The sequence below is a fragment of the Paracoccus aminovorans genome, from assembly GCF_001546115.1.
GTDB classification, from domain to species: Bacteria; Pseudomonadota; Alphaproteobacteria; order Rhodobacterales; family Rhodobacteraceae; genus Paracoccus; species Paracoccus aminovorans_B.
The window spans coordinates 652,823-672,451 of sequence record NZ_KQ955208.1; the positions used below are offsets into that span (position 1 = coordinate 652,823).

The window sequence follows — 19,629 nt, forward strand, 5'->3', positions numbered from 1 at the left end:
TCAGTTCACCCGGTTGCCGTGGTAGTGGTCGATGCGCTGGCGAAACACCGTGCCGTCGGGCGCCGTCGCCACCAGGTGGATGTTCCACAGCCCCGGCGCCAGATGCAACGGCGCGCGGAACAGCCCGCCGGCATAGGTGAAGGCCGGGTGCTGGTCCTCGCGCACATGGGTCGGGCGGCCGATGGTCACGTCCAGCGTCCGGACCGGGGCCGGATTGCCCTGGGCATCGCGGATCACCAGCACCAGCTCGCGCCCGTCGTAGTCAGGCGTCACGGTCCAGTCCAGCGCCTGCTGGGCCGCGCGCTCGCGGTCGAAGGTCTGCGAGGCGACATAGCTGTTCTTGACCTCGAGCCCCGGGAAGGTGCCGACCGCCTTGACGGCCATGAAGACATTGACCGCGATGATGGTGCCGAAGGCCGCGAGGGTAATCAGCAGCACATGCCGGCCGGTCAGTTCGCGCGCCATCATTCGCTCCTTCCGTGAAAGACCGTGTCGATGCTGGCCCTGACGCCATCGGTGGCATCCTCGACCCACAGCGTCAACTCCGCCTGTCCACCCTCGGCCAGGGCCGAGCCCTTTTCGGCGGTGATATAGACGCGCTGGGTCTGGGTGCTGTCGGCGGCGACGCTGACCCGGCCATCGGGCTGGCCCTCCAGCGTGACCTGGGTGCCCGCAGGCGCGCTGCCGCCGGGGCCGGCGACCGAAAGCGTGAAGTCATGCGCCTCGGCCTGCTTGTTGCGCAGCCGCAGCGCATAGGTGTTGCGGATCGCGCCGTCGGCCATGGTGACATAGAGCGGATTGCGCACCGGCGTCACGTTGAGGTCAAGCGGCGAGCGCATGAACAGCGCCGCGACCAGCGCCACGCCGATGCCGGCCCAGAGCGTGAAATACAGGATCGTGCGCGGGCGCAGGATGTGCTTCATCAGCGGCTTCGGCTGGCCGCCGGCGCGCTCGGCGGTCTCGTCGCGCAGCGCCATGTAGTCGATCAGCCCGCGCGGCTTGCCGATCTTGTCCATCACGTCGTCGCAGGCGTCGATGCACAAAGCGCAGGTGATGCATTCCATCTGCTGCCCGTCGCGGATGTCGATGCCCATCGGGCAGACGTTGACGCAGGCCATGCAGTCGATGCAATCGCCCTTGGTGCCGCCGTCCGAGCGGGTAAGCTCGCCCTTGTGGATCTTGCCGCGTTCCTCGCCGCGCCAGTCGCGATAGGCGACGGTCAGCGTGTCCTCGTCCATCATCGCGGCCTGGATGCGCGGCCAGGGGCAGGCATAGATGCAGATCTGTTCGCGGGCGAAACCGCCGAACAGGAAGGTCGTCGCGGTCATGGTCGCGATGGTGATATAGGCCACCGGATGCGCCTGGCCGGTCAGCAGGTTGCCCAGAAGCGTCGGCGCATCGGTGAAATAGAATACCCAGGCGCCGCCGGTCAGCGCCGCGATCACCAGCCAGATGGTCCATTTCGACAGCCGCAAGCGCAATTTCCTGGCGCTCCAGGGTTCGTTCCACAGCCGGACGCGGGCATTGCGGTCGCCCTCGATCCAGCGCTCGGTCAGGATGAACAGGTCGGTCCAGACCGTCTGCGGGCAGGCATAGCCGCACCAGACCCGCCCCAGCGCCGAGGTGAACAGAAAGAGCCCCAGCCCCGCCATGACCAGCAGGCCCGCGACGAAATAGAACTCATGCGGCCAGATCTCGATCCAGAAGAAATAGAAGCGGCGGTTTGCCAGGTCGACCAGCACTGCCTGGTCCGGCAGGCTGGGGCCGCGGTCCCAGCGGATCCAGGGCGTGAGGTAATAGATCCCCAGCGTCACCGCCATGATGACCCATTTCAGGTTGCGAAAGGTGCCCTGCACCCGGCGCGGAAAGATCGGCTCGCGGGCGGCATAGAGACGTGGCGGGTCGATGTCGGATTGCGACATGATTGGCTCCTGTTGCGCGTGGCTTGGGTATAGGCCCTGGCCGCGGGGGCGCTTTGATCTGCGTCAAGCGCGGGGCTGGGCGACTTATACACAGGCCGGGCAGCGGCCGGCATGGGCCGCATTGTCGCATCATGGCCACGGACATGCGCGAAGGCGACTTGCGCCGCCCCCGGGGATTCGCGTTTGATAAAAAACACCGGCCCCCCTGGAAACGCGCGAACAGGACGGGGGGCCGGTGCCTCCGGGGCCGGTTGCCCGGCCGCGGATTCGGGGTGCTTGTCTGGGCGCTATTCGCCGCCGCCCAGACCGTGCACATAGGATGCGACGGCGCGGATATCCGCCTCGGACAGCCGGCCGGTCCAGGCCGGCATGACACCGAAGGGGCCGTCGTGGACGATGCGGGTGATCGTCGCCGGGTCCGAGCCATAGAGCCAGACCGCGTCGGTCAGGTCCGGCGCGCCCTGCGCCCGGTCGCCCTTGCCGTCCTCGGCGTGGCAGGCGGTGCAGTTGTCGGCGAAGACCGTCGCGCCCTCGGCCGCGAGGTCCGCGTCATGCGGCTGCCCGCCCAGTTCCAGCACATAGTTCACCACCTGGGCGATCTGGCTGTTGTCCAGCAATTCGTCGGTGCCGAATTTCGGCATTTCGGAATAGCGGGTCTCCTCGTCCTTGGGGTCGCGGATGCCGTGCTGAACGGTGGTGTGGATGTCGTCCAGCGTGCCCCCCCACAGCCAGTCGTTGTCCAAGAGCGTCGGATAGCCCGGATTGCCGCCCGCGCCCGAGCCGTGGCACTGCGCGCACCAGGTGCGGAAGATCGCGGCCCCGGCATTGGCGGTATAGTTCGCAAGGTCCGGATCGGCGGCGACCTGGTCCAGCGGCGTCTCGACCAGCTTGGCCTGGATCGGGGCGTTGGCGTCCTTGAAGCGCTGGATCTCGGCCGCGACATCGCTGCGATAGGTCGTGCCCAGCACGCCCTGGGTCGAACCCGACAGCAGCGGGATGGCCGGATAGGCCACGACATAGGCCAGGCCCCAGACGATGGTGGCATAGAAGGACCACAGCCACCAGCGCGGCAGCGGGTTGTCGTATTCCTCGATCCCGTCCCAGCTGTGGCCGGTCGAGGGCACCTCGACCACCTTGCGCACGCCCTTGCGGTCGCGCACCACGCGGGTGCTGCCGACCGGGCGGTGCAGCGGCCGGCCGTCGGGCCCCACGGGCGGATGCGCGGCGATCTGCGCCTTGTTCTCCTGGTCCGCGGCCATGCGTTCCAGCTCGATCCGGTTGTCGGGGTTCTGGGGGCTGGTGTGCTCGTCGTCGGTGTCGGCCATCACTCGACCTCCTTCTCGCCCGCCGTGGCGGGACTCGTCTCGTTACGGAAAATGCTTTCCGCGGCATCGCGGTGCAGCCGGCGCGAGCCGGGCCTGAGGACGAAGGCGATCGCCCCCAGGAAGAACAGCACCAGGGACAGCAGCACCCAGCTGTCGGCCAGTTCGCGCAGGAAGGAATAGATCTCCATGGCGGGCCTCAGCGGTTCGGGTCGGGCTCGAAGGTCGAGAAGTCGACCATCGTGCCCAGCACCTGCAGATAGGCGATCAGGGCGTCCATTTCCGACACGCCGGCGCGGCGGTCATAGTTGCGCTGCAAGGCGCCCGGATAGCGCTCTTCCAGCCCCGAGGCATCCGCGTCGGGATCGGCCTGGGCGCGGAAATCGGCGGCGGCATTCGTCACCATCTCCTCGCTGTAGGGCACGCCGACCAGCGCGTCGGTCTTCAGCCGGTCCTGCATGTTCGAAGCGTCGATGATCCGGTCATGCAGGAAGCCGTATTTCGGCATGATCGATTCCGGCACCACCGCCTGCGGGTTGGTCAGGTGGTCGATGTGCCATTCGTCCGAATAGCGCCCGCCCACCCGGGCCAGGTCCGGCCCGGTGCGTTTCGACCCCCATTGGAACGGATGGTCATACATCGACTCGGCCGCCAGGCTGTAGTGGCCATAGCGTTCGACCTCGTCGCGCATCGGGCGGATCATCTGGCTGTGGCAGACATAGCAGCCCTCGCGGACATAGATGTCGCGGCCCTTCAGCTCCAGGGGCGTATAGGGCCGCATGCCCGTCACCGTCTCGATGGTGTTCTGCAGATAGAACAGCGGCGCGATCTCGACGATGCCGCCGATGGTGACGACCAGGAAGGAAAAGACCAGCAGCAGCGTGGCGTTCTTTTCCAGAACCTTGTGTTTTTCAAGGATTGCCATGATGCGCCCTTACTCTGCCGGAACCGCGACGGCGGTGGTTGCGGTCTTGGGTTGCCTGGCGACGGTGGCCCACAGGTTGTAGCACATGATCAGCGCGCCGCTGAGATAGAGCACACCTCCCAGGCCACGCACCACGTTCATCGGGAACTTGGCGGCCACGGTGTCGGCGAAGGCGTTGACCAGGAAGCCCTGGGCGTCGACCTCGCGCCACATCAGCCCTTCCATGATGCCCGAGACCCACATCGAGGCGGCGTAGAGCACCAGGCCGATGGTGGCGAGCCAGAAGTGCCAGCTGACCAGCGCGGTGGAATACAGCCGCTCGCGGCCCCAGAGGCGCGGCGTCAGGTAGTAGAGCGCGCCGAAGGTGATCATGCCGTTCCAGCCCAGGGCGCCGGAATGCACGTGGCCGATGGTCCAGTCGGTATAGTGCGACAGCGAGTTCACCGCCTTGATCGACATCATCGGCCCTTCGAAGGTCGCCATGCCGTAGAAGCCGACGGCCACCACCATCATGCGGATGATCGGATCGGTGCGCAGCTTGTCCCAGGCGCCCGAGAGCGTCATCAGCCCGTTTATCATGCCGCCCCAGGACGGCATCCACAGGATGATCGAGAACACCATGCCCAGCGTCGAGGCCCAGTCGGGCAGCGCGGTATAGTGCAGGTGGTGCGGACCGGCCCAGATATAGAGGAAGATCAGCGCCCAGAAGTGGATGATGGACAGCTTGTAGCTGTAGACGGGACGCTCGGCCTGTTTGGGGATGAAGTAATACATCATGCCCAGGAAGCCGGCGGTCAGGAAGAAGCCCACGGCGTTGTGGCCATACCACCATTGCACCATGCCGTCCTGCACGCCCGAGAACACCTGCACCGATTTCGAGCCTAGGAAGCTGACCGGCACCGACAGGTTGTTGACGATATGCAGCATGGCGATGGTGACGATGAAGGACAGGTAGAACCAGTTCGCCACGTAGATATGCGGTTCCTTGCGCTTCAGGATCGTGCCTAGGAACACCGCGAGATAGACGACCCAGACCAGCGTCAGCCACCAGTCGACATACCATTCCGGCTCGGCATATTCCTTGGACTGGGTGGCGCCCAGGATATAGCCGGTCGCGGCCAGGACGATGAACAGGTTGTAGCCCCAGAACACGAACCAGGCGGCATTGCCGCCCCAGAGCCGCGCCGCCGAGGTGCGCTGCACCACGTAGAACGAGGTCGCGATCAGCGCGTTGCCGCCAAAGGCGAAGATCACCGCGCTGGTATGCAGCGGCCGCAGCTTGCCGAAGTTCGTGTAGCCCATGGTGAAGTCGCTGAGGTTCAGCGCCGGGAAGGCCAGCTGGAAGGCGATGACCACGCCGACCAGGAAGCCGACCACGCCCCAGAATGCGGTGGCGACGACCCCGGCCCGGACCACGCCGTCCAGGTATTCGTTTTCCGGGTGCGGGTCGAGCAGCGGCTGCTCGTTGCCCATCTGGCGCAGCACCCGCATGAACATGAACCCGGCTGCCAGCATCACGATCAGCGCGTTCACCAGATAGGCGGGATCATCGGGTCGCGCGTAATTGGCGGCGAGGGCGGCCAGAACCGCGATCACCCCCAGCGCGATCAGCTTGATGGTATCCAACATGACTTTCCTGTCCTTCATTCTTTGCCGGCGGCCGCGAATCACCCGCGCATGCGCTGGAATTTCGGCCTCGACACCCACCTTCTACAGGCGCACGGTTTCGTGACACTTTGATCTGCATCAATCGTTTCGTTCGCAAGGGGTGTAAAATCGTCCCCTGACCGGACAGGATGGCCACGCCAGCGCCGGCCAGGCCCTTGATTCCCTTCCGGGAAGCCGGCGCCCGGGACCAAATGCCAAAAAGGAGACTGCCCATGGGATACAAGACCATCCTGACCGTCCTGACCGAGACCGGCCAGCACGAGCAACTGGACGCGGCGCTTGCCATGACCCGGCGCGAGGATGCGCATCTCGACGTCTTCTGCATGGGCGTCGATCACACGCAGAGCGGCTATTACTATGCCGGCGCCTCGGCCTATGTGTTCCAGGAATCCATCGACAAGGCCATGGCCGCCGCCAGCGACCTGGAGCAGAAGGTGCGCGAGCGGCTGAACGCCGAGGACGTGCGCTGGTCGGTCGATTCCGCCGTGGCCCAGGTCGGCGGCATGTCGACGCTGGTCGGCATGCGGGCGCGCTATTCCGACCTGGTGGTGCTGAACCGGCCCTATGGCGCCGGCGCGACCCCCGATGCCGAGGCGATCACCGAGGCGGCGCTGTTCGAGGGCTCGGCCCCGGTGCTGATCGTGCCGCACCAGCTGACCGAGCCCTTCGGCAAGCGCATCGTCATCGCCTGGAACCAGTCGAACGAGGCCCTGGCCGCCGTGCGGCGCGCCCTGCCGCTGCTGATCGCCGCCGAATGCGTCGAGATCACCGTGATCGACCCCTCGCCCAACGGCCCCGAACGCTCGGACCCCGGCGGGGCGCTGTGCCAGATGCTGACCCGCCACGGCGTGCGGGCCGAGATCTCGGTGCTGGCGCGCACCCTGCCCCAGGTCAGCGACATCCTGAACCGGCGCGTGACCGAGATCGGCGCCGACATGCTGGTCATGGGGGCCTATGGCCATTCGCGCTTCCGCCAGGCGATCCTGGGCGGCGCGACGCGCAACATGCTGGAAAAGGCCGAAGTGCCGGTGCTGATGGCGCGCTGACGGGGCCGGCCGGCGGGGGCTTGGCCCCCGCTTTGCCCTCAGCTCAGCGGACCGCCGTCCGAATCGTCGCCGCTTTCCAGGACCAGGCGCTGGAACGAGGGCACGATGACCCGGCGCTTGCCGTCAAGCTCGATCACGCCCTCGCGCTTCAGGGCGCTCATCTGCCGGCTGACGGTCTCCAGCGTCAGCCCCAGGTAATCGGCCATGGCCTCGCGGGTCAGCGGCAGTTCGATGGCGATGCGCCCCTCGGGCCGGCGCTTGATCAGCGCCGCCTCGCGCCGCGCCAGGATCACCAGCAGCGAGGCGATCTTCTCGCGCGCCGACTTGCGGCCCAGCAGCAAGAGCCAGTCGCGGGCGGCGTCAAGCTCGTCCAGCGTCATCTCCAGCAGCCGGCCGGCGATGCGCGGAATGTCGATCAGCAGCTTTTCGAAGGGCTTGCGGCGAAAGCAGCACAAGAGCAGGTCGCTGGTCGCGGTCACGGTATAAGCCGCGACGTCGCGCCCAGGCCGGCCCAGGAAATCGCTGGGCAGCAGAAGCCCCACCATCTGCGTGCGGCCATCCTCGAGCTGCTGGGTCAGCCCGGCCATGCCGGACACCACGGAACCCACGAAATCCAGCCGGTCGCCGGCCCAGACCACGACCTGCCCGGCCTCGAAGCGGCGATAGTATTTCATGCTCTCCAGCTCGGAAAGCTCGTCGCCGCCGCAATGCGAACATACCGCCCGTTCCTTGATCGGGCAGATGTGGCAGGGCTGCTGCGTCGCAACAAGGGCGGCGTCGTGTGGCATGTTGATCTGGGTCAATGTCCTGGCGCGTGTTCTGCTGCAAGGATAGCGTCATGACACAGCAATCGCAACTTGAACGCCTGGGACTGTTTGACGCGCGGGTCCCGCGCTATACCAGCTACCCCACGGCACCCCATTTCACCCCCGCCGTGAACGGGGCCGAATTCGGCCGCTGGCTGGATGCGATTCCCGAAGGCGCGGCGATCTCGCTCTATATGCATGTGCCGTTCTGCCGGCGGCTGTGCTGGTTCTGCGCCTGCCGCACCCAGGGCACGCAATCGGATGCGCCGGTGCGCGCCTATGTCCAGGCGCTGCTGACCGAGCTCGAGACGCTGCGCGCCGCGCTGCCTCGCGGCGTGCGGCTGTCGCGGCTGCATTGGGGCGGCGGCACGCCGACGCTGATGCAGCCCGACATGATGCGCGACCTGGCCCAGGCCGTCCGCGCCGCCTTCCCGCTGGCCGAAGGCGCCGAATTCTCGGTCGAGATCGACCCGAACGAGATCGACGAGCCCCGCATGGACGCCCTGGCCGAATCGGGCCTGACCCGGGCCTCGATCGGGGTGCAGGACTTCGACCCCGAGATCCAGCGCATCATCGGCCGCGAGCAGAGCTTCGAGCTGACCAAGCGTGCCGTGGACATGATCCGCGACCGCGGCGTCGCCAGCCTGAATGCCGATATCCTCTATGGCCTGCCCGAGCAGGATCCGCGCCGCATCGCCGAATCGGTGCAGAAGCTCCTGGCGCTGTCGCCGGACCGGGTGGCGCTCTACGGCTATGCGCATGTGCCCTGGATGGCCAAGCGCCAGGTGATGATCCCCTCGGAATCGCTGCCGGACCCGCATGGCCGGCTCAAGCTCTTCGAGACCGCCCGGGCGCTGTTCCTGGCCGACGGCTATGACGAGATCGGCATCGACCATTTCGCCCGCCCCGGCGACGGGCTGGCCACGGCGCAAAAGGCCGGGCTGCTGCGGCGCAACTTCCAGGGCTATACCGACGACCGGGCCGAGGTGCTGGTCGGGCTTGGCGCCTCGTCGATCTCGCGCTTCCCGCAGGGCTATGCCCAGAACGCGCCGGCGACCGGCGCCTATCTGGGCCATGTCCGCGCCGGCCGCTTCGCCACCACGCGCGGCCATGCCTTCAGCGCCGAGGACCGCTGGCGCGCCCGCATGATCGAGGCGCTGATGTGCGACTTCCGCATCGACGCACAGGAATTCGCGGCCCACGGCTTCGACGCCGACAGCCTCGCCCGCCTCTTCGCCCCGGTGGCCGAGCGTTTCGGCGAGATGGTCGAATGCGACGCGACCGGCCTTCGCATCACGCCCGAGGGCCGGCCGCTGACGCGGATGATCGCCCGCATGTTCGACGGCTACGACATGGCCGCCTCGGGCCATTCCGGCGCCATCTGAGGCCTCGGCTTCTTTGCTCTGCAAATACCCAAGCGGCCGCGCCACGAGCGCGGCCGTGTCCGTCAATGCGCCTCGGCCCAGCTTGCCCCCTGCCCGGCATCGACGATCAGCGGCACGTCCAGCCGCACGGCCGGCTCGGCTGCGCCCTGCATGACGCCGCGCGCCACCTCGATCAGCTCCGGAACCGCGGCCTCCTCGACCTCGAAGACCAGCTCGTCATGCACCTGCAGCAGCATCCGCGCCGGCAGATGCGCGATGGCCTCGGGCATGCGGATCATGGCGCGCCGGATGATGTCGGCCGCCGCGCCCTGGATCGGCGCATTGATCGCCGCCCGCCGCGCCCCGCCGGCCGAAGGGCCGCTGAGGTTGATGCCCGGGGTGTTGATGCGCCGCCCGAACAGCGTGCGCACGAAGCCGTCCTGCTTGGCCTCGGCCACGGTGCGGTCCATATAGGCGCGGATCTCGGGGAAACGCTCGAAATAGGTGTCGATGAAGGCCTGCGCCTCGGCGCGCGGAATGCGCAGGTTGCGCGACAGGCCGAAGCCGGAAATGCCGTAGATCACCCCGAAATTGATCGCCTTGGCGCGGCGGCGGATCATCGGGTCCATGCCTTCGACCGGCACGCCGAACATCTGGCTCGCGGTCATGGCGTGGATGTCGATGCCGTCGCGGAAGGCCTGCTTCAACGCCGGGATCGCCGCGACATGCGCCAGGATCCGCAGCTCGATCTGGCTGTAGTCGAGGCTGACCAGCCTGTGCCCCTCGGCGGCGATGAAGGCCTCGCGGATGCGCCGGCCCTCCTCGGTCCTGACCGGGATGTTCTGCAGGTTCGGATCGGTCGAGGCCAGCCGCCCGGTCTGGGCGCCGGCGATGGAATAGCAGGTGTGGACGCGCCCGGTCGCCGCGTTCACATGCAGCGGCAGCGCATCGGTATAGGTCGATTTCAGCTTCGAGATCGCCCGCCAGTCCAGCACGCGCGAGGCCAGGTCGTGGCCCTCGGCCGCCAGGTCCTCCAGCACCTCGGCGCTGGTGGAGAAGGCCCCGGTCTTGCCCTGCTTGCCGCCGGCCAGCCCCATGCGGTCGAACAGGATCTCGCCCAGCTGCTTGGGGCTGCCGACGTTGAAGGACCCGCCGGCCAGGGCGTGGATCTCGGCCTCCAGCGCCGCCATCTTCTGGGCGAAGGCGCTCGACATGCGGCGCAGGTGATCGGCGTCGATGCGGATGCCGGCCATCTCCATCCCGGCCAGCACCGGCACCATCGGCCGCTCCAGACGCTCATAGGCGCTCGCCACCCGCTCGCGCGCCAGCTGCGGACGGAAATGATGCCAAAGCCGCCAGGTCACCTCGGCATCCTCGGCGGCATATTCGGCGGCCTTGTCGACGGCGACCTGCTGGAAGCCGATCTGCGCCTTGCCCGAGCCGATCAGGTCCTTGATCGGCACGCAGGTATGGCCCAGATAGGTCTGCGCCAGCTCGTCCATGCCGTGGTTGTGCGTGCCGGCATTCAGCGCATAGGACATCAGCATGGTGTCCTCGACCGGTGCCATGCGGATGCCCAGCCGGGCAAAGATCTTCACGTCATACTTGATGTTCTGGCCGATCTTCAGGGTGGCATCATCCTCCAGCACCGGTTTCAGCAGCGCCAGCGCCCGGTCGGCCGGGATCTGCCCCTCGGCCAGCACCGGCCCGCCGAACAGATCGCCCGTCGCGCCCTCGCCGACATGGCCCAGCGGGATATAGCAGGCCCGCCCCGGCCCGGTGCATAGCGAAACCCCGACCAGGTCGGCCACCATCTCGTCCAGCCCGGTGGTCTCGGTATCGACGGCGACGATGCCACTCTCGGCGATGCCCTCCAGCCAGGCGGCCAGCGCCGCCTCGTCGCGGATGACCTCATAGCGGCTGCGGTCGATGGCCGGCAATTCCCGCGCCACCGGCCCCGCGACTGCCGCCACCGCAATCTCGGGCGCGGCCGGCACCGCGGCCCCCAGCTTCTCGGCCACGCGGTTGACCAGGGTGCGGAACTCCATCCGCTGCAGGAATTCCAGCAGCGCCTGCGCCTCGGGGGCCCGGATCGACAGGCTCTCCAGCGTGAAGTCCAGCGGCGTGTCGCAATCCAGTTCGACCAGGCGCTTCGAGATGCGGATCTGCTCGGCATGGTCGATCAGGGTCTGGCGACGCTTGGGCTGCTTGATCTCGTCCGCGCGTGCCAGCAGGCTCTCCAGGTCGCCATATTCCTCGATCAGCTGCGCGGCGGTCTTGATGCCGATCCCGGGCGCACCCGGCACGTTGTCGACGGAATCGCCGGCCAGGGCCTGGACGTCCACCACCCGCTCGGGCCCGACGCCGAACTTCTCGCGCACCTCGTCGGGGCCGATGGGCTTGCCCTTGATCGGATCCATCATCTCGACCCCGCCGCCGACCAGCTGCATCAGGTCCTTGTCGCTGCTGATGATGGTGACGCGCCCGCCGGCATCGCGCGCCCGGCAGGACAGCGCCGCGATGATGTCGTCGGCCTCGTAGCCCTCGGTCTCGATGCAGGCGATGTTGAACGCCCGCGTCGCCTCGCGGGTCAGGGGAAACTGCGGCCGCAGATCCTCGGGCGGCTCGGGCCGGTTCGCCTTGTAGAGCGGATAGATGTCGTTGCGGAAGGTCTTGGCGCTATGGTCGAAGATCACCGCGGCATGGGTCGGCTGGTCCGAGCCCGAGCCGTCCTGGATATATTTCCACAGCATGTTGCAGAAACCGGCGACCGCCCCGATCGGCAGCCCGTCCGAGCGCCGGGTCAGCGGCGGCAGCGCGTGATAGGCGCGAAAGATGAAAGCCGAGCCGTCGATCAGATGCAGGTGATGGCCCTTGCCGAATACGTCCGTCATCTGCGCCCCATCCTTCTGCCGGCAAATCCAAGGCCCCTTGATGCCACGAAGCGCCGACCGGGCCAAGACCGGCCCCCGCCTTCACTGTTTCACAAATACCCCCGCCGGAGGCCGGCAACCCTGCCGCCCCCGCAAAGGCCGCCATGGCGCAGGGTCAGTGATCGTCGTGGGCGTGGGCGCGGTCGATGACGAAGCGCTTGTCGCAATAGCCGCATTCGACCCAGCCGCTGTCCTGCGGAATGGCCAGCCAGACGCGCGGATGGCCCAGGCCCCGCGCCTCGTCGCCGTCGCAGGCGACCTTCCAGCGGGTGACGGTCTGGATCTCGGGGGCCGGGATGGTCATGGCGGTTCCTTGAGCTTTGACGACAAACGCGGTTAAACCGGCGGCGATCATAATGAACGCGAAGAGCCGATGCCAGCCCCTGCAAGCAGTCCGAACGCCATCGAAATCAGCGGCCTGACCAAGACCTATGCCGCGGCCGGCAAGGCGCCGGCGAAACAGGCGCTGAAGGGGCTGGACCTGGCGTTTCCCGCCGGCTCGATCTTCGGCCTGCTGGGGCCGAACGGCGCCGGCAAGTCCACCACGATCAACATCCTGGCCGGGTTGGTGCGCAAGACCGCGGGCCGGGTGACGATCTGGGGCTTCGACCAGGACGTGAACCCGCGGCAGTCCCGCGCCGCCATCGGCGTCATGCCGCAGGAACTGAACATCGACCCGTTCCTGTCGCCCCGCGCCAGCCTCGAGGTGCAGGCCGGCCTCTATGGCGTGCCGAAGCGCGAGCGCTGGACCGACGAGTTGCTGGAACTGGTCGGGCTGACCGACCAGGCGGAAAGCTATTCGCGCCACCTGTCGGGCGGCATGAAGCGGCGGCTCCTGCTGGCCAAGGCGCTGGTGCATCGGCCGCAGATCCTGGTGCTGGACGAGCCGACCGCCGGGGTGGACATCCAGCTGCGCGAGATGCTGTGGCGCAACGTGCGGCGGCTGAACGACCAGGGCATGACCATCATCCTGACCACGCATTACCTCGAGGAAGCCGAGCAGATGTGCGACCGCATCGCCATCATCGACCACGGCGAACTGATCCTGTCCGAGCCGACCGCCGCCCTGCTCGGCCGCGCCGATTCCAAGACGCTGATCGTCGACACCGGCGAGAATCGCGCCCTGCCCGCCCTGCCCGAGGGCGTGCGGGCCGAGCGTCGCACCGACGGCCGCCTGGCGCTTAGCTATGCGCCCTCGCGCATTGCCGCCGACCGGCTCATCGACGCGCTGCGCGACGCGGGGCTTGCGATCCGCGACGTGGCGGTCGAGGCGCCGGACCTGGAAGACGTCTTCGTCCAGCTGACCTCGCGCTGAGGTGGTCAGCCGGCCGAGACCATGCGCCCCATCGGCCGGCCGCCCAGGATATGCATGTGGAAATGCGGCACCTCCTGCACGCCGTCCGGCCCGGCATTGGTGATGGCGCGGAAGCCGGCGCCGCTGTCCAGGTCAACGCCCAGCTCGCGCACCACGCGGGCGATGGCGCGGTGGAAGTCGACGATTTCGGCATCCGAGGCATTGGCCGCGAAATCGTCGTAGCTGACATAGGCGCCGCGCGGGATCGCCAGCACATGCACCGGCGCCTGCGGGCGGATGTCGCGGAAGACCAGCGTGTGCTCGGTCTCCAGCACGGTGTCGTTCGGGATCTCGCCGCGCAGGATGCGGGCAAAGATGTTCTGCGGGTCATAGACCGGCATGGCGATGTCTCCTCAATCGGTGAACAGGTGCGGGATTTTAGCCAGTTTCAGCGCGGCCTCGGGCAACAGGTCGAGGAAGCGGGCCAGGTGGACGGCGTTCTCCTCGGGGCTGCGCCAGGGGGCGATGGCGTGAAAGCCGGGGAAATCCATGTCGCGCAGCCGCTCGGCCTCGTGCTCCAGGTCGGCGCGCACCGTGGGCAGCAGCCGCTCGATCACCTCGGGCGCGGTCTGCGCCCCGGCCAGGCCGACCCGGCCGATATGGCCGCGCAGGTAGTCGTCGTCGAAATCCGAATCGATCAGCAGCAGCCTTGTGTCGGCCTTGTCGGCCATCAGGTCCTGGATCAGGTGCAGCGCCGAGGGATCGAGGCAGATCACCAGCTGGTTCGACTCGAAATTCTCGAACAGCAGCCGGATCAGCGCGCGGCGGTGCCGGTCGCGCTTTTCCAGCGTGGTCTCGACCCCGCCCAGGTCGGGCAGATGCGCCTCGAGCTCGTTGAACAGGAAATCCACCGCCGGGATCGTCGTCTCGGCCCGGATCGCGGCGGTCAGGCGCTTGGCCACGTGCCATTTCTTCGAGACCACCAGCAGCAGCGTGTTGTTGCGCCCGAGGCTGCCCTCGGCCTCCCAGAAGCGCTGGCCGAAGCGGCGCCCGACCCGGCCCTGCCCGGTCAGGAAGCGGAAAAGCCCGGTCGCCTCGTTCGAGATCGGGAAATGCACCCCGGTCGCGGCCCAGAGCGCCCCCAGCCTTTCGCGCAGCCGGATCGCCTCGGGCGAGATCTTGCGCGCGAACAGGTAGTCCTGGCCCATCAGCAGGTCGTACTGGTCGTTGTAGAAGGTCACCGGCATGCCGTAATCGGTGAAGACCAGATAGGTCAGCGTGCGCGAGCGGATCTGCTTTCGCGGCACGACATGGGGCACGATGGTCTGGAAGAAGGTCTCGTCCGGGATCCAGGTCGTGGCGAAGAAGCGCATGACATCGGAGCGCGCGGCGCAGAACTCCAGCACCTTCTCGACGGTCTGGCGGCGCAGGCACCACCATTGCGAGCCGATCATGACCTGGATGTCGGCCGGGATGCTGCGGGTCAGGCCTAATCGCTTCTGCAGGTCGTAGCTGGCGTAGAACAGCCATTTCCGCGTGCGTTCGTTGAACCAGTGGCGATAGATCAGCCGCTCTTCCTTGAAGCCGGTCTTGATCCAGTCCGATTCGAAGAAGTCGAAACTCTCGATATAGTCGCAGTCCTCGGTGTCGAGGAAGGCGCGGGCATATTCCGCCGACTTGATCGGCATGCAATCGCCCGAGAGCATGTAGAAATGCGTCGCCAGCGGAAAGGCCGCCACGGCCGAGCGCACCGCCTCCAGCGTGGCGCCGACCAGCGACCACTCGCCCCAGCCGCATTTCCAGCGCCGCTGCGCAAAGACCACTGAGGGGTTGTCGGCCAGCGCCGCGCGGATGGCGTCGAAGTCCTTGGGATTGGCGCGGCCGTCGAAATGGATCGAGACATAGTCGCCGGTCGCGGTCAGGCGCTTGGCCTGCGCAATGACCCCCTTCGGATCCTTGTGGCAAAGCAGAATGAAGGCAATCCGCGCCATTCTCTATCCCATCTTCCCGGTTCGCGCCCGGAACGCTCTACAGCAGGTTGAATCTCTGCCGGTGATTTGCTTTGTGTCCTTACCGATTTTGACCGGGCCGGCAACCCGGCCCGCACCCGGCCCGCAGCGGGCGCGGCAATGTGAACAGGAAAGGCACGGAATGGGCTTCCCAGGAACTTGGATGACCGAAAGCGGCAGCATGGTCTATCGCGTGGTGCCGAAATGCGCCTGTTCGTCGATCGGGCAGATCATGTTCTATTCGGACCACGGCCGCTATTTCGACGGCGACATCCACGATTCCACCGACGGCCTGCACAAGTGGAACCAGGAGGCCAGCCAGCCGCTGATCGAGAAATCGGTCAAGGCGCATGAGGCGCTGACCTTCACCTGCGTCAGGAATCCCTATGGCCGCATCCTGTCCTCGTTCTTCGACAAGATCGCCGGCATCCAGAGGAACGGCAAGCGCTATCGCGGCAACCTGGTGCCGCAGCTGATCCAGCGCTACGGCATCGACGTCGGCAGCCCCGAGAACGGCTTCGAGTTCGACCAGGTCGCCAGCTTCCGCCGCTTCCTGCTGTTCGCGCGCGACACCATCCGCTGGCGCCGGCCGATGGAGCCGGACATCCACTGGTCGGCCATGTCGGGCCATATCTCGACCTTCATCGTGAACGGCGGCCGCTACGACCAGATCTTCTTCACCGAGAAGTTCAACGAGGGCATGCAGAAGGTGCTGGACGCGGCGCCGACCCCGGTGACGCTCGACGTGAACGACGTGCCCAAGTTCAACGAATCGGAGGGCCACGGCCCCAAGCGCGCGCACAGGATCAGCGAATACTTCGACGACCTGTCGCGCCACCTGGTCTGGGAGATCTACAAGAAGGACTTCCAGCTGTTCAAATACGACTTTGACGACCCCGACAACAAATACCCCAGGCATGAAGTCGACCTCGACGAGGTCCATGCCAAGCTGGGCCGCTGAACCCGCCGCGCCGGCCCGCACCCCAGGCCGGCGCCGCTGCCGCCCGCTTTCACCGTTTTCCAAATACTCCCGCCGGAGGCAGCGCCGCCCGGCGGCGCTTTCTTCCCGCCCATCCAAGTTTTCCCTTGCGAAAACCGGCAAAGCCGCTATTTTCCGCGCTTCATCCGACCGGCGGGGCATCACCCGGACCGTTGCCCCCGTGCGCCAGACTTGTTTCGCGCCTTGCGGTTCACGCGCTCTTGGCCTATGCCCGCCCCAGAAACGAAATCAGCATCCGGGGCCGCCCAGTCGGGTTGCCCCCCGAACCACTTGAGGTTGAGACATGGCCGTCCCTCAGAACCGAGTTACCCGGTCCCGCCGCAACATGCGCCGCTCGCACGACGCGCTGGTCGCCGGCAACCCGAACGAATGCAGCAACTGCGGCGAGCTGAAGCGCCCGCATCACGTCTGCCCCTCCTGCGGCCATTATGCCGACCGCGAGGTCGTGGCGCAGGCCAATGAGGTCGACCTGGACGAAGACGCGGCCTGAGCGGACTGACCGCGGATATGGTCTCGGCAGGCTCCACGACGCTGCCGCGCACCCCGGCGACCGGGGGCGTGGTGATCTCGGTTGATGCAATGGGCGGCGATCGCGGACCTTCCGTGGTGGTCGCCGGCATTGCCGAAAGCGCCGAGAAGAACCCCGATATCCGTTTCATCCTGCACGGCCCCGGCGCCGAACTGGAAGCCCTGGTCGCCCGCCGGCCCGGGCTTGCGGCGCGTTGCGACATCCGCGACGCCCCCGGCGTGGTGACCATGGGCGACAAGCCCAGCCAGGTGCTGCGCAAGGGCGAAGGCACCTCGATGTGGTCGACGCTCGAATCCGTGCGGCAGGGCGAGGCCACGGCCGCCGTTTCCTGCGGCAATACCGGCGCGCTGATGGCGATGTCGATGATCCGGCTGCGCAAGCTGCCCGGCGTGAACCGCCCCGCCATCGCCTGCCTCTGGCCCTCGCGCAATCCGCAGGGCTTCAACGTCATGCTGGACGTGGGCGCCGACATCCGCGCCGATGCGCAGGACCTGCTGGCCTATGCGCTGATGGGCGCCGCCTATGCCCGCAACGGCCTGGGCCTGGCCCGGCCGCGCGTCGGGCTGCTGAACGTCGGCACCGAGGAACACAAGGGCCGCCCCGAGCTGAAGCAGGCGCATGAGCTGATGCCCGCCTCGGCCCAGGCGGCGAATTTCGACTATGTCGGCTTCGTCGAGGGCGGCGATCTGCCCTCGGACCGGGTGGATGTGATCGTCACCGACGGCTTCACCGGCAATGTCGCGCTGAAGACCGGCGAGGGCACCGCCAAGCTGGTCGGCGACCTGCTCAAGGAAGCCTTCGGCAAGTCGGTGCTGTCGAAATTCGCGGCGCTGCTGGCGATGGGATCGCTGAAGCGGCTGCAAAAGCGCATCGACCCGCGCCGCGTCAATGGCGGCGTCTTCCTGGGCCTGAACGGAACCGTGGTGAAATCGCATGGCTCGGCCGATGCGACCGGGGTTTCGGCTGCGGTCAAGCTGGCCTTCCAACTGGCGCAATCCGGCTTCCAGGACCGGCTGGCGGCGCGCCTTGCCCAGATCCATGCCGGCGCCGAGACCGATGGCGCCACGCCAACCGAGGGAGCGTCCTGATGCGGCGAGCGATCGTCCGGGGAACCGGCCACTACCTGCCCGAACGGGTGGTCGAGAACAGCTGGTTCGAGGACAAGCTGGACACCAGCGACGAATGGATCCGCGCCCGCACCGGCATCGAGCGGCGCCATTTCGCGGCCGAGGGCCAGCGCACCAGCGACCTTGGCATCCTGGCTGCCCGCGCGGCGCTGGACAAGGCCGGGCTGGCGGCGCGGGACATCGACGCGGTGATCGTCGCGACCTCGACCCCCGACCTGACCTTCCCCTCGGTCGCGACCATGGTGCAGGCGGGCCTGGGCATGACGCGCGGCTTTGCCTATGACCTCCAGGCGGTCTGCGCCGGCTTTGTCTTCGCGCTGGCCAATGCCGATGCGATGATCCGCGCCGGCCTGGCCGAGCGGGTGCTGGTCATCGGCGCCGAGACCTTCAGCCGCATCATGGACTGGACCGACCGCGGCACCTGCGTGCTGTTCGGCGACGGCGCCGGCGCCGTGGTGCTGGAGGCGGCCGAGGGCGCCGCCGGCACCTCGCAGGACCGCGGCATCCTCGCCACCGACCTGAACAGCGACGGGCAGTATCGCGACCTGCTCTATGTCGACGGCGGCGTCGCCTCGACCGGCACCGCCGGGTATCTACGGATGCAGGGCAACCTGGTGTTCCGCCATGCGGTCGAGAAACTGGCCGATACCGCGCATCGCGCGCTGGACAAGGCCGGGATCGCGCCCGAGCAGGTGGATTGGCTGGTGCCGCACCAGGCCAACCTGCGCATCATCGAGGCCACCGCCAAGCGCATGCATCTGCCGATGCAGAAGGTGGTGCTGACCGTCGCGGACCACGGCAATACCTCGGCCGCATCGATCCCGCTGGCGCTGTCGGTCGCCGATGCGCAAGGCCGCTTCAAACCCGGCGACCTGCTGGTGGTCGAGGCCATCGGCGGCGGCCTGGCCTGGGGCTCGGCCGTGCTGCGCTGGTGAATGCAAAAGCGGCGGGTTCCCCCGCCGCCTGCCGGCTTGCCATGACTGTCATTCGGACCGGCTGTTCGCCGCGCTGTCGTCCAGCACGCCGGCGGCGCCCTTCAGCTTCTGCCGCTCCTCGATCAGCGCCCGTTTCAGCTTGCGCTTCCATTTGCTGGTCATCTCATGCCTCCCATGAAACCGGCAGCGGGTTGCTGCGCCATGATCGCAGCCTAGCACAACCTGCGGAAAATTTCACGATAAACATGATAGATATTCAAGTCTATTGTCCAACCGACGATGCGCCGCCGCAAGTCCTTACTTCAACTGCGAATCCTTGGACCCGCGCCGATTGATGCCCGCCACCGGGCGGAACGCCTTGTCGCGCCCCGACTGGCATTCGACGCATAGCCGCACGCCGGGAATCGCCTGCCGCCGGGCCTCGGGAATCGGCTCGTCGCATTCGTCGCAGAATTCGGCACTGTCGCCCACGGTGCGATGCGCGTTGCGCGCCCGCATCCGCTCGATCGCCTCCTGGGTCGAGATATCGATCTGCTCGTTGACCGCCTCGTCGCGTGCCCAACCGCCCGCCATGTCTGCCGCTCCGTCCTGGGTTACGCTGCAAAGATAGGAAGCAAAACCCCGCCCTCCAAGCCCATGCGCGCCGGGAATGCGCGGGGTCTTGCTGGTAAGGCGCGAATAACGCGGAACAAAATCCGGCATGCGGGAACGGAATCGCAGAGCCGGTTGTTGACTCGGCACCCTAAAGA

General features: G+C 67.2%; 19 protein-coding genes. 7 read left to right on the forward strand and 12 right to left on the reverse strand.

Annotated elements, in window-relative coordinates; all coding sequences use genetic code 11:
* The 6 genes from ASV56_RS03345 to ccoN all read right to left on the reverse strand — a co-directional run bounded on the left by ASV56_RS03345 (nt 1) and on the right by ccoN (nt 5,798).
* Nucleotides 1-465 (reverse strand): FixH family protein, encoded by a 465-nt coding sequence (locus ASV56_RS03345; RefSeq protein ID WP_062560786.1) that lies wholly within the window; start codon nt 463-465, stop codon nt 1-3.
* On the reverse strand, nt 465-1,922 hold the full coding sequence (ccoG, locus tag ASV56_RS03350) for a cytochrome c oxidase accessory protein CcoG (protein WP_062560787.1): 1,458 nt from the start codon (nt 1,920-1,922) through the stop codon (nt 465-467). The genes ASV56_RS03345 and ccoG overlap by 1 nt, the downstream gene beginning before the upstream one ends.
* A 287-nt stretch (nt 1,923-2,209) precedes the next feature.
* Nucleotides 2,210-3,247 carry a cytochrome-c oxidase, cbb3-type subunit III gene (gene ccoP, locus ASV56_RS03355; protein WP_172823725.1) on the reverse strand — a complete coding sequence of 346 codons (1,038 nt, stop codon included), beginning with the start codon at nt 3,245-3,247 and terminating at the stop codon, nt 2,210-2,212.
* The gene (locus ASV56_RS03360; protein WP_017998043.1) at nt 3,247-3,435 is read right to left on the reverse strand and encodes a CcoQ/FixQ family Cbb3-type cytochrome c oxidase assembly chaperone; all 189 of its coding nucleotides are present in this window, start codon (nt 3,433-3,435) and stop codon (nt 3,247-3,249) included. The genes ccoP and ASV56_RS03360 overlap by 1 nt, the downstream gene beginning before the upstream one ends.
* Before the next feature lie 8 nt (nt 3,436-3,443).
* On the reverse strand, nt 3,444-4,169 hold the full coding sequence (ccoO, locus tag ASV56_RS03365; RefSeq protein ID WP_062560788.1) for a cytochrome-c oxidase, cbb3-type subunit II: 726 nt from the start codon (nt 4,167-4,169) through the stop codon (nt 3,444-3,446).
* Nucleotides 4,170-4,178: 9 nt separating this feature from the next.
* The gene (gene ccoN, locus ASV56_RS03370; protein WP_062560789.1) at nt 4,179-5,798 is read right to left on the reverse strand and encodes a cytochrome-c oxidase, cbb3-type subunit I; all 1,620 of its coding nucleotides are present in this window, start codon (nt 5,796-5,798) and stop codon (nt 4,179-4,181) included.
* A gap of 251 nt (nt 5,799-6,049) precedes the next feature.
* On the opposite strand from ccoN, the gene ASV56_RS03375 reads away from it, so the two are divergent.
* Nucleotides 6,050-6,883 carry a universal stress protein gene (locus tag ASV56_RS03375; RefSeq protein WP_062560790.1) on the forward strand — a complete coding sequence of 278 codons (834 nt, stop codon included), beginning with the start codon at nt 6,050-6,052 and terminating at the stop codon, nt 6,881-6,883.
* 38 nt (nt 6,884-6,921) lie between these two features.
* Here ASV56_RS03375 and fnrL read toward each other — a convergent pair whose 3' ends face one another.
* Nucleotides 6,922-7,671: a transcriptional regulator FnrL gene (fnrL, locus tag ASV56_RS03380; protein WP_026155095.1), complete on the reverse strand. Its 750-nt coding sequence runs from the start codon at nt 7,669-7,671 to the stop codon at nt 6,922-6,924.
* 50 nt (nt 7,672-7,721) lie between these two features.
* Here fnrL and hemN point away from each other — a divergent pair, with 50 nt between their 5' ends.
* On the forward strand, nt 7,722-9,074 hold the full coding sequence (gene hemN / locus ASV56_RS03385) for an oxygen-independent coproporphyrinogen III oxidase (protein WP_062560791.1): 1,353 nt from the start codon (nt 7,722-7,724) through the stop codon (nt 9,072-9,074).
* 62 nt (nt 9,075-9,136) lie between these two features.
* Here the strand turns inward: hemN and polA are convergent, their stop codons facing one another.
* A complete protein-coding gene (gene polA / locus ASV56_RS03390) occupies nt 9,137-11,947 on the reverse strand; it encodes a DNA polymerase I (RefSeq protein WP_062560792.1) in 2,811 nt (936 codons plus the stop codon).
* Between the two features lie 154 nt (nt 11,948-12,101).
* Nucleotides 12,102-12,290 (reverse strand): zinc-finger domain-containing protein, encoded by a 189-nt coding sequence (locus ASV56_RS03395; protein ID WP_017998050.1) that lies wholly within the window; start codon nt 12,288-12,290, stop codon nt 12,102-12,104.
* A gap of 69 nt (nt 12,291-12,359) precedes the next feature.
* On the opposite strand from ASV56_RS03395, the gene ASV56_RS03400 reads away from it, so the two are divergent.
* Entirely contained in the window at nt 12,360-13,301 is a 942-nt protein-coding gene (locus ASV56_RS03400; RefSeq protein WP_062560793.1) for an ABC transporter ATP-binding protein, read from the forward strand.
* A 5-nt stretch (nt 13,302-13,306) separates the two neighbouring features.
* On the opposite strand, the gene ASV56_RS03405 is transcribed toward ASV56_RS03400, so the two are convergent.
* Both ASV56_RS03405 and ASV56_RS03410 read right to left on the reverse strand, forming a co-directional pair.
* Nucleotides 13,307-13,681: an HIT domain-containing protein gene (locus ASV56_RS03405; RefSeq protein ID WP_062560794.1), complete on the reverse strand. Its 375-nt coding sequence runs from the start codon at nt 13,679-13,681 to the stop codon at nt 13,307-13,309.
* Between the two features lie 12 nt (nt 13,682-13,693).
* Nucleotides 13,694-15,271 (reverse strand): DUF5928 domain-containing protein, encoded by a 1,578-nt coding sequence (locus ASV56_RS03410; RefSeq protein ID WP_062560795.1) that lies wholly within the window; start codon nt 15,269-15,271, stop codon nt 13,694-13,696.
* 160 nt (nt 15,272-15,431) lie between these two features.
* Between ASV56_RS03410 and ASV56_RS03415 the strand changes: the two genes are divergently transcribed.
* The 4 genes from ASV56_RS03415 to ASV56_RS03430 all read left to right on the forward strand — a co-directional run bounded on the left by ASV56_RS03415 (nt 15,432) and on the right by ASV56_RS03430 (nt 18,880).
* Nucleotides 15,432-16,250 (forward strand): sulfotransferase family protein, encoded by an 819-nt coding sequence (locus tag ASV56_RS03415; RefSeq protein ID WP_062560796.1) that lies wholly within the window; start codon nt 15,432-15,434, stop codon nt 16,248-16,250.
* A 322-nt stretch (nt 16,251-16,572) separates the two neighbouring features.
* Nucleotides 16,573-16,779 carry a 50S ribosomal protein L32 gene (gene rpmF, locus ASV56_RS03420; RefSeq protein ID WP_011748153.1) on the forward strand — a complete coding sequence of 69 codons (207 nt, stop codon included), beginning with the start codon at nt 16,573-16,575 and terminating at the stop codon, nt 16,777-16,779.
* Between the two features lie 17 nt (nt 16,780-16,796).
* Complete coding sequence (gene plsX, locus ASV56_RS03425) at nt 16,797-17,906, forward strand: phosphate acyltransferase PlsX (RefSeq protein WP_062560797.1); 1,110 nt, start codon at nt 16,797-16,799, stop codon at nt 17,904-17,906.
* Nucleotides 17,906-18,880 (forward strand): beta-ketoacyl-ACP synthase III, encoded by a 975-nt coding sequence (locus ASV56_RS03430; protein ID WP_062560798.1) that lies wholly within the window; start codon nt 17,906-17,908, stop codon nt 18,878-18,880. The genes plsX and ASV56_RS03430 overlap by 1 nt, the downstream gene beginning before the upstream one ends.
* A gap of 297 nt (nt 18,881-19,177) precedes the next feature.
* Here ASV56_RS03430 and ASV56_RS03435 read toward each other — a convergent pair whose 3' ends face one another.
* Nucleotides 19,178-19,453, reverse strand: coding sequence for a DksA/TraR family C4-type zinc finger protein (locus ASV56_RS03435; RefSeq protein ID WP_062560799.1), 276 nt, complete (start codon nt 19,451-19,453; stop codon nt 19,178-19,180).
* Between the last annotated feature and the right edge of the window lie 176 nt (nt 19,454-19,629).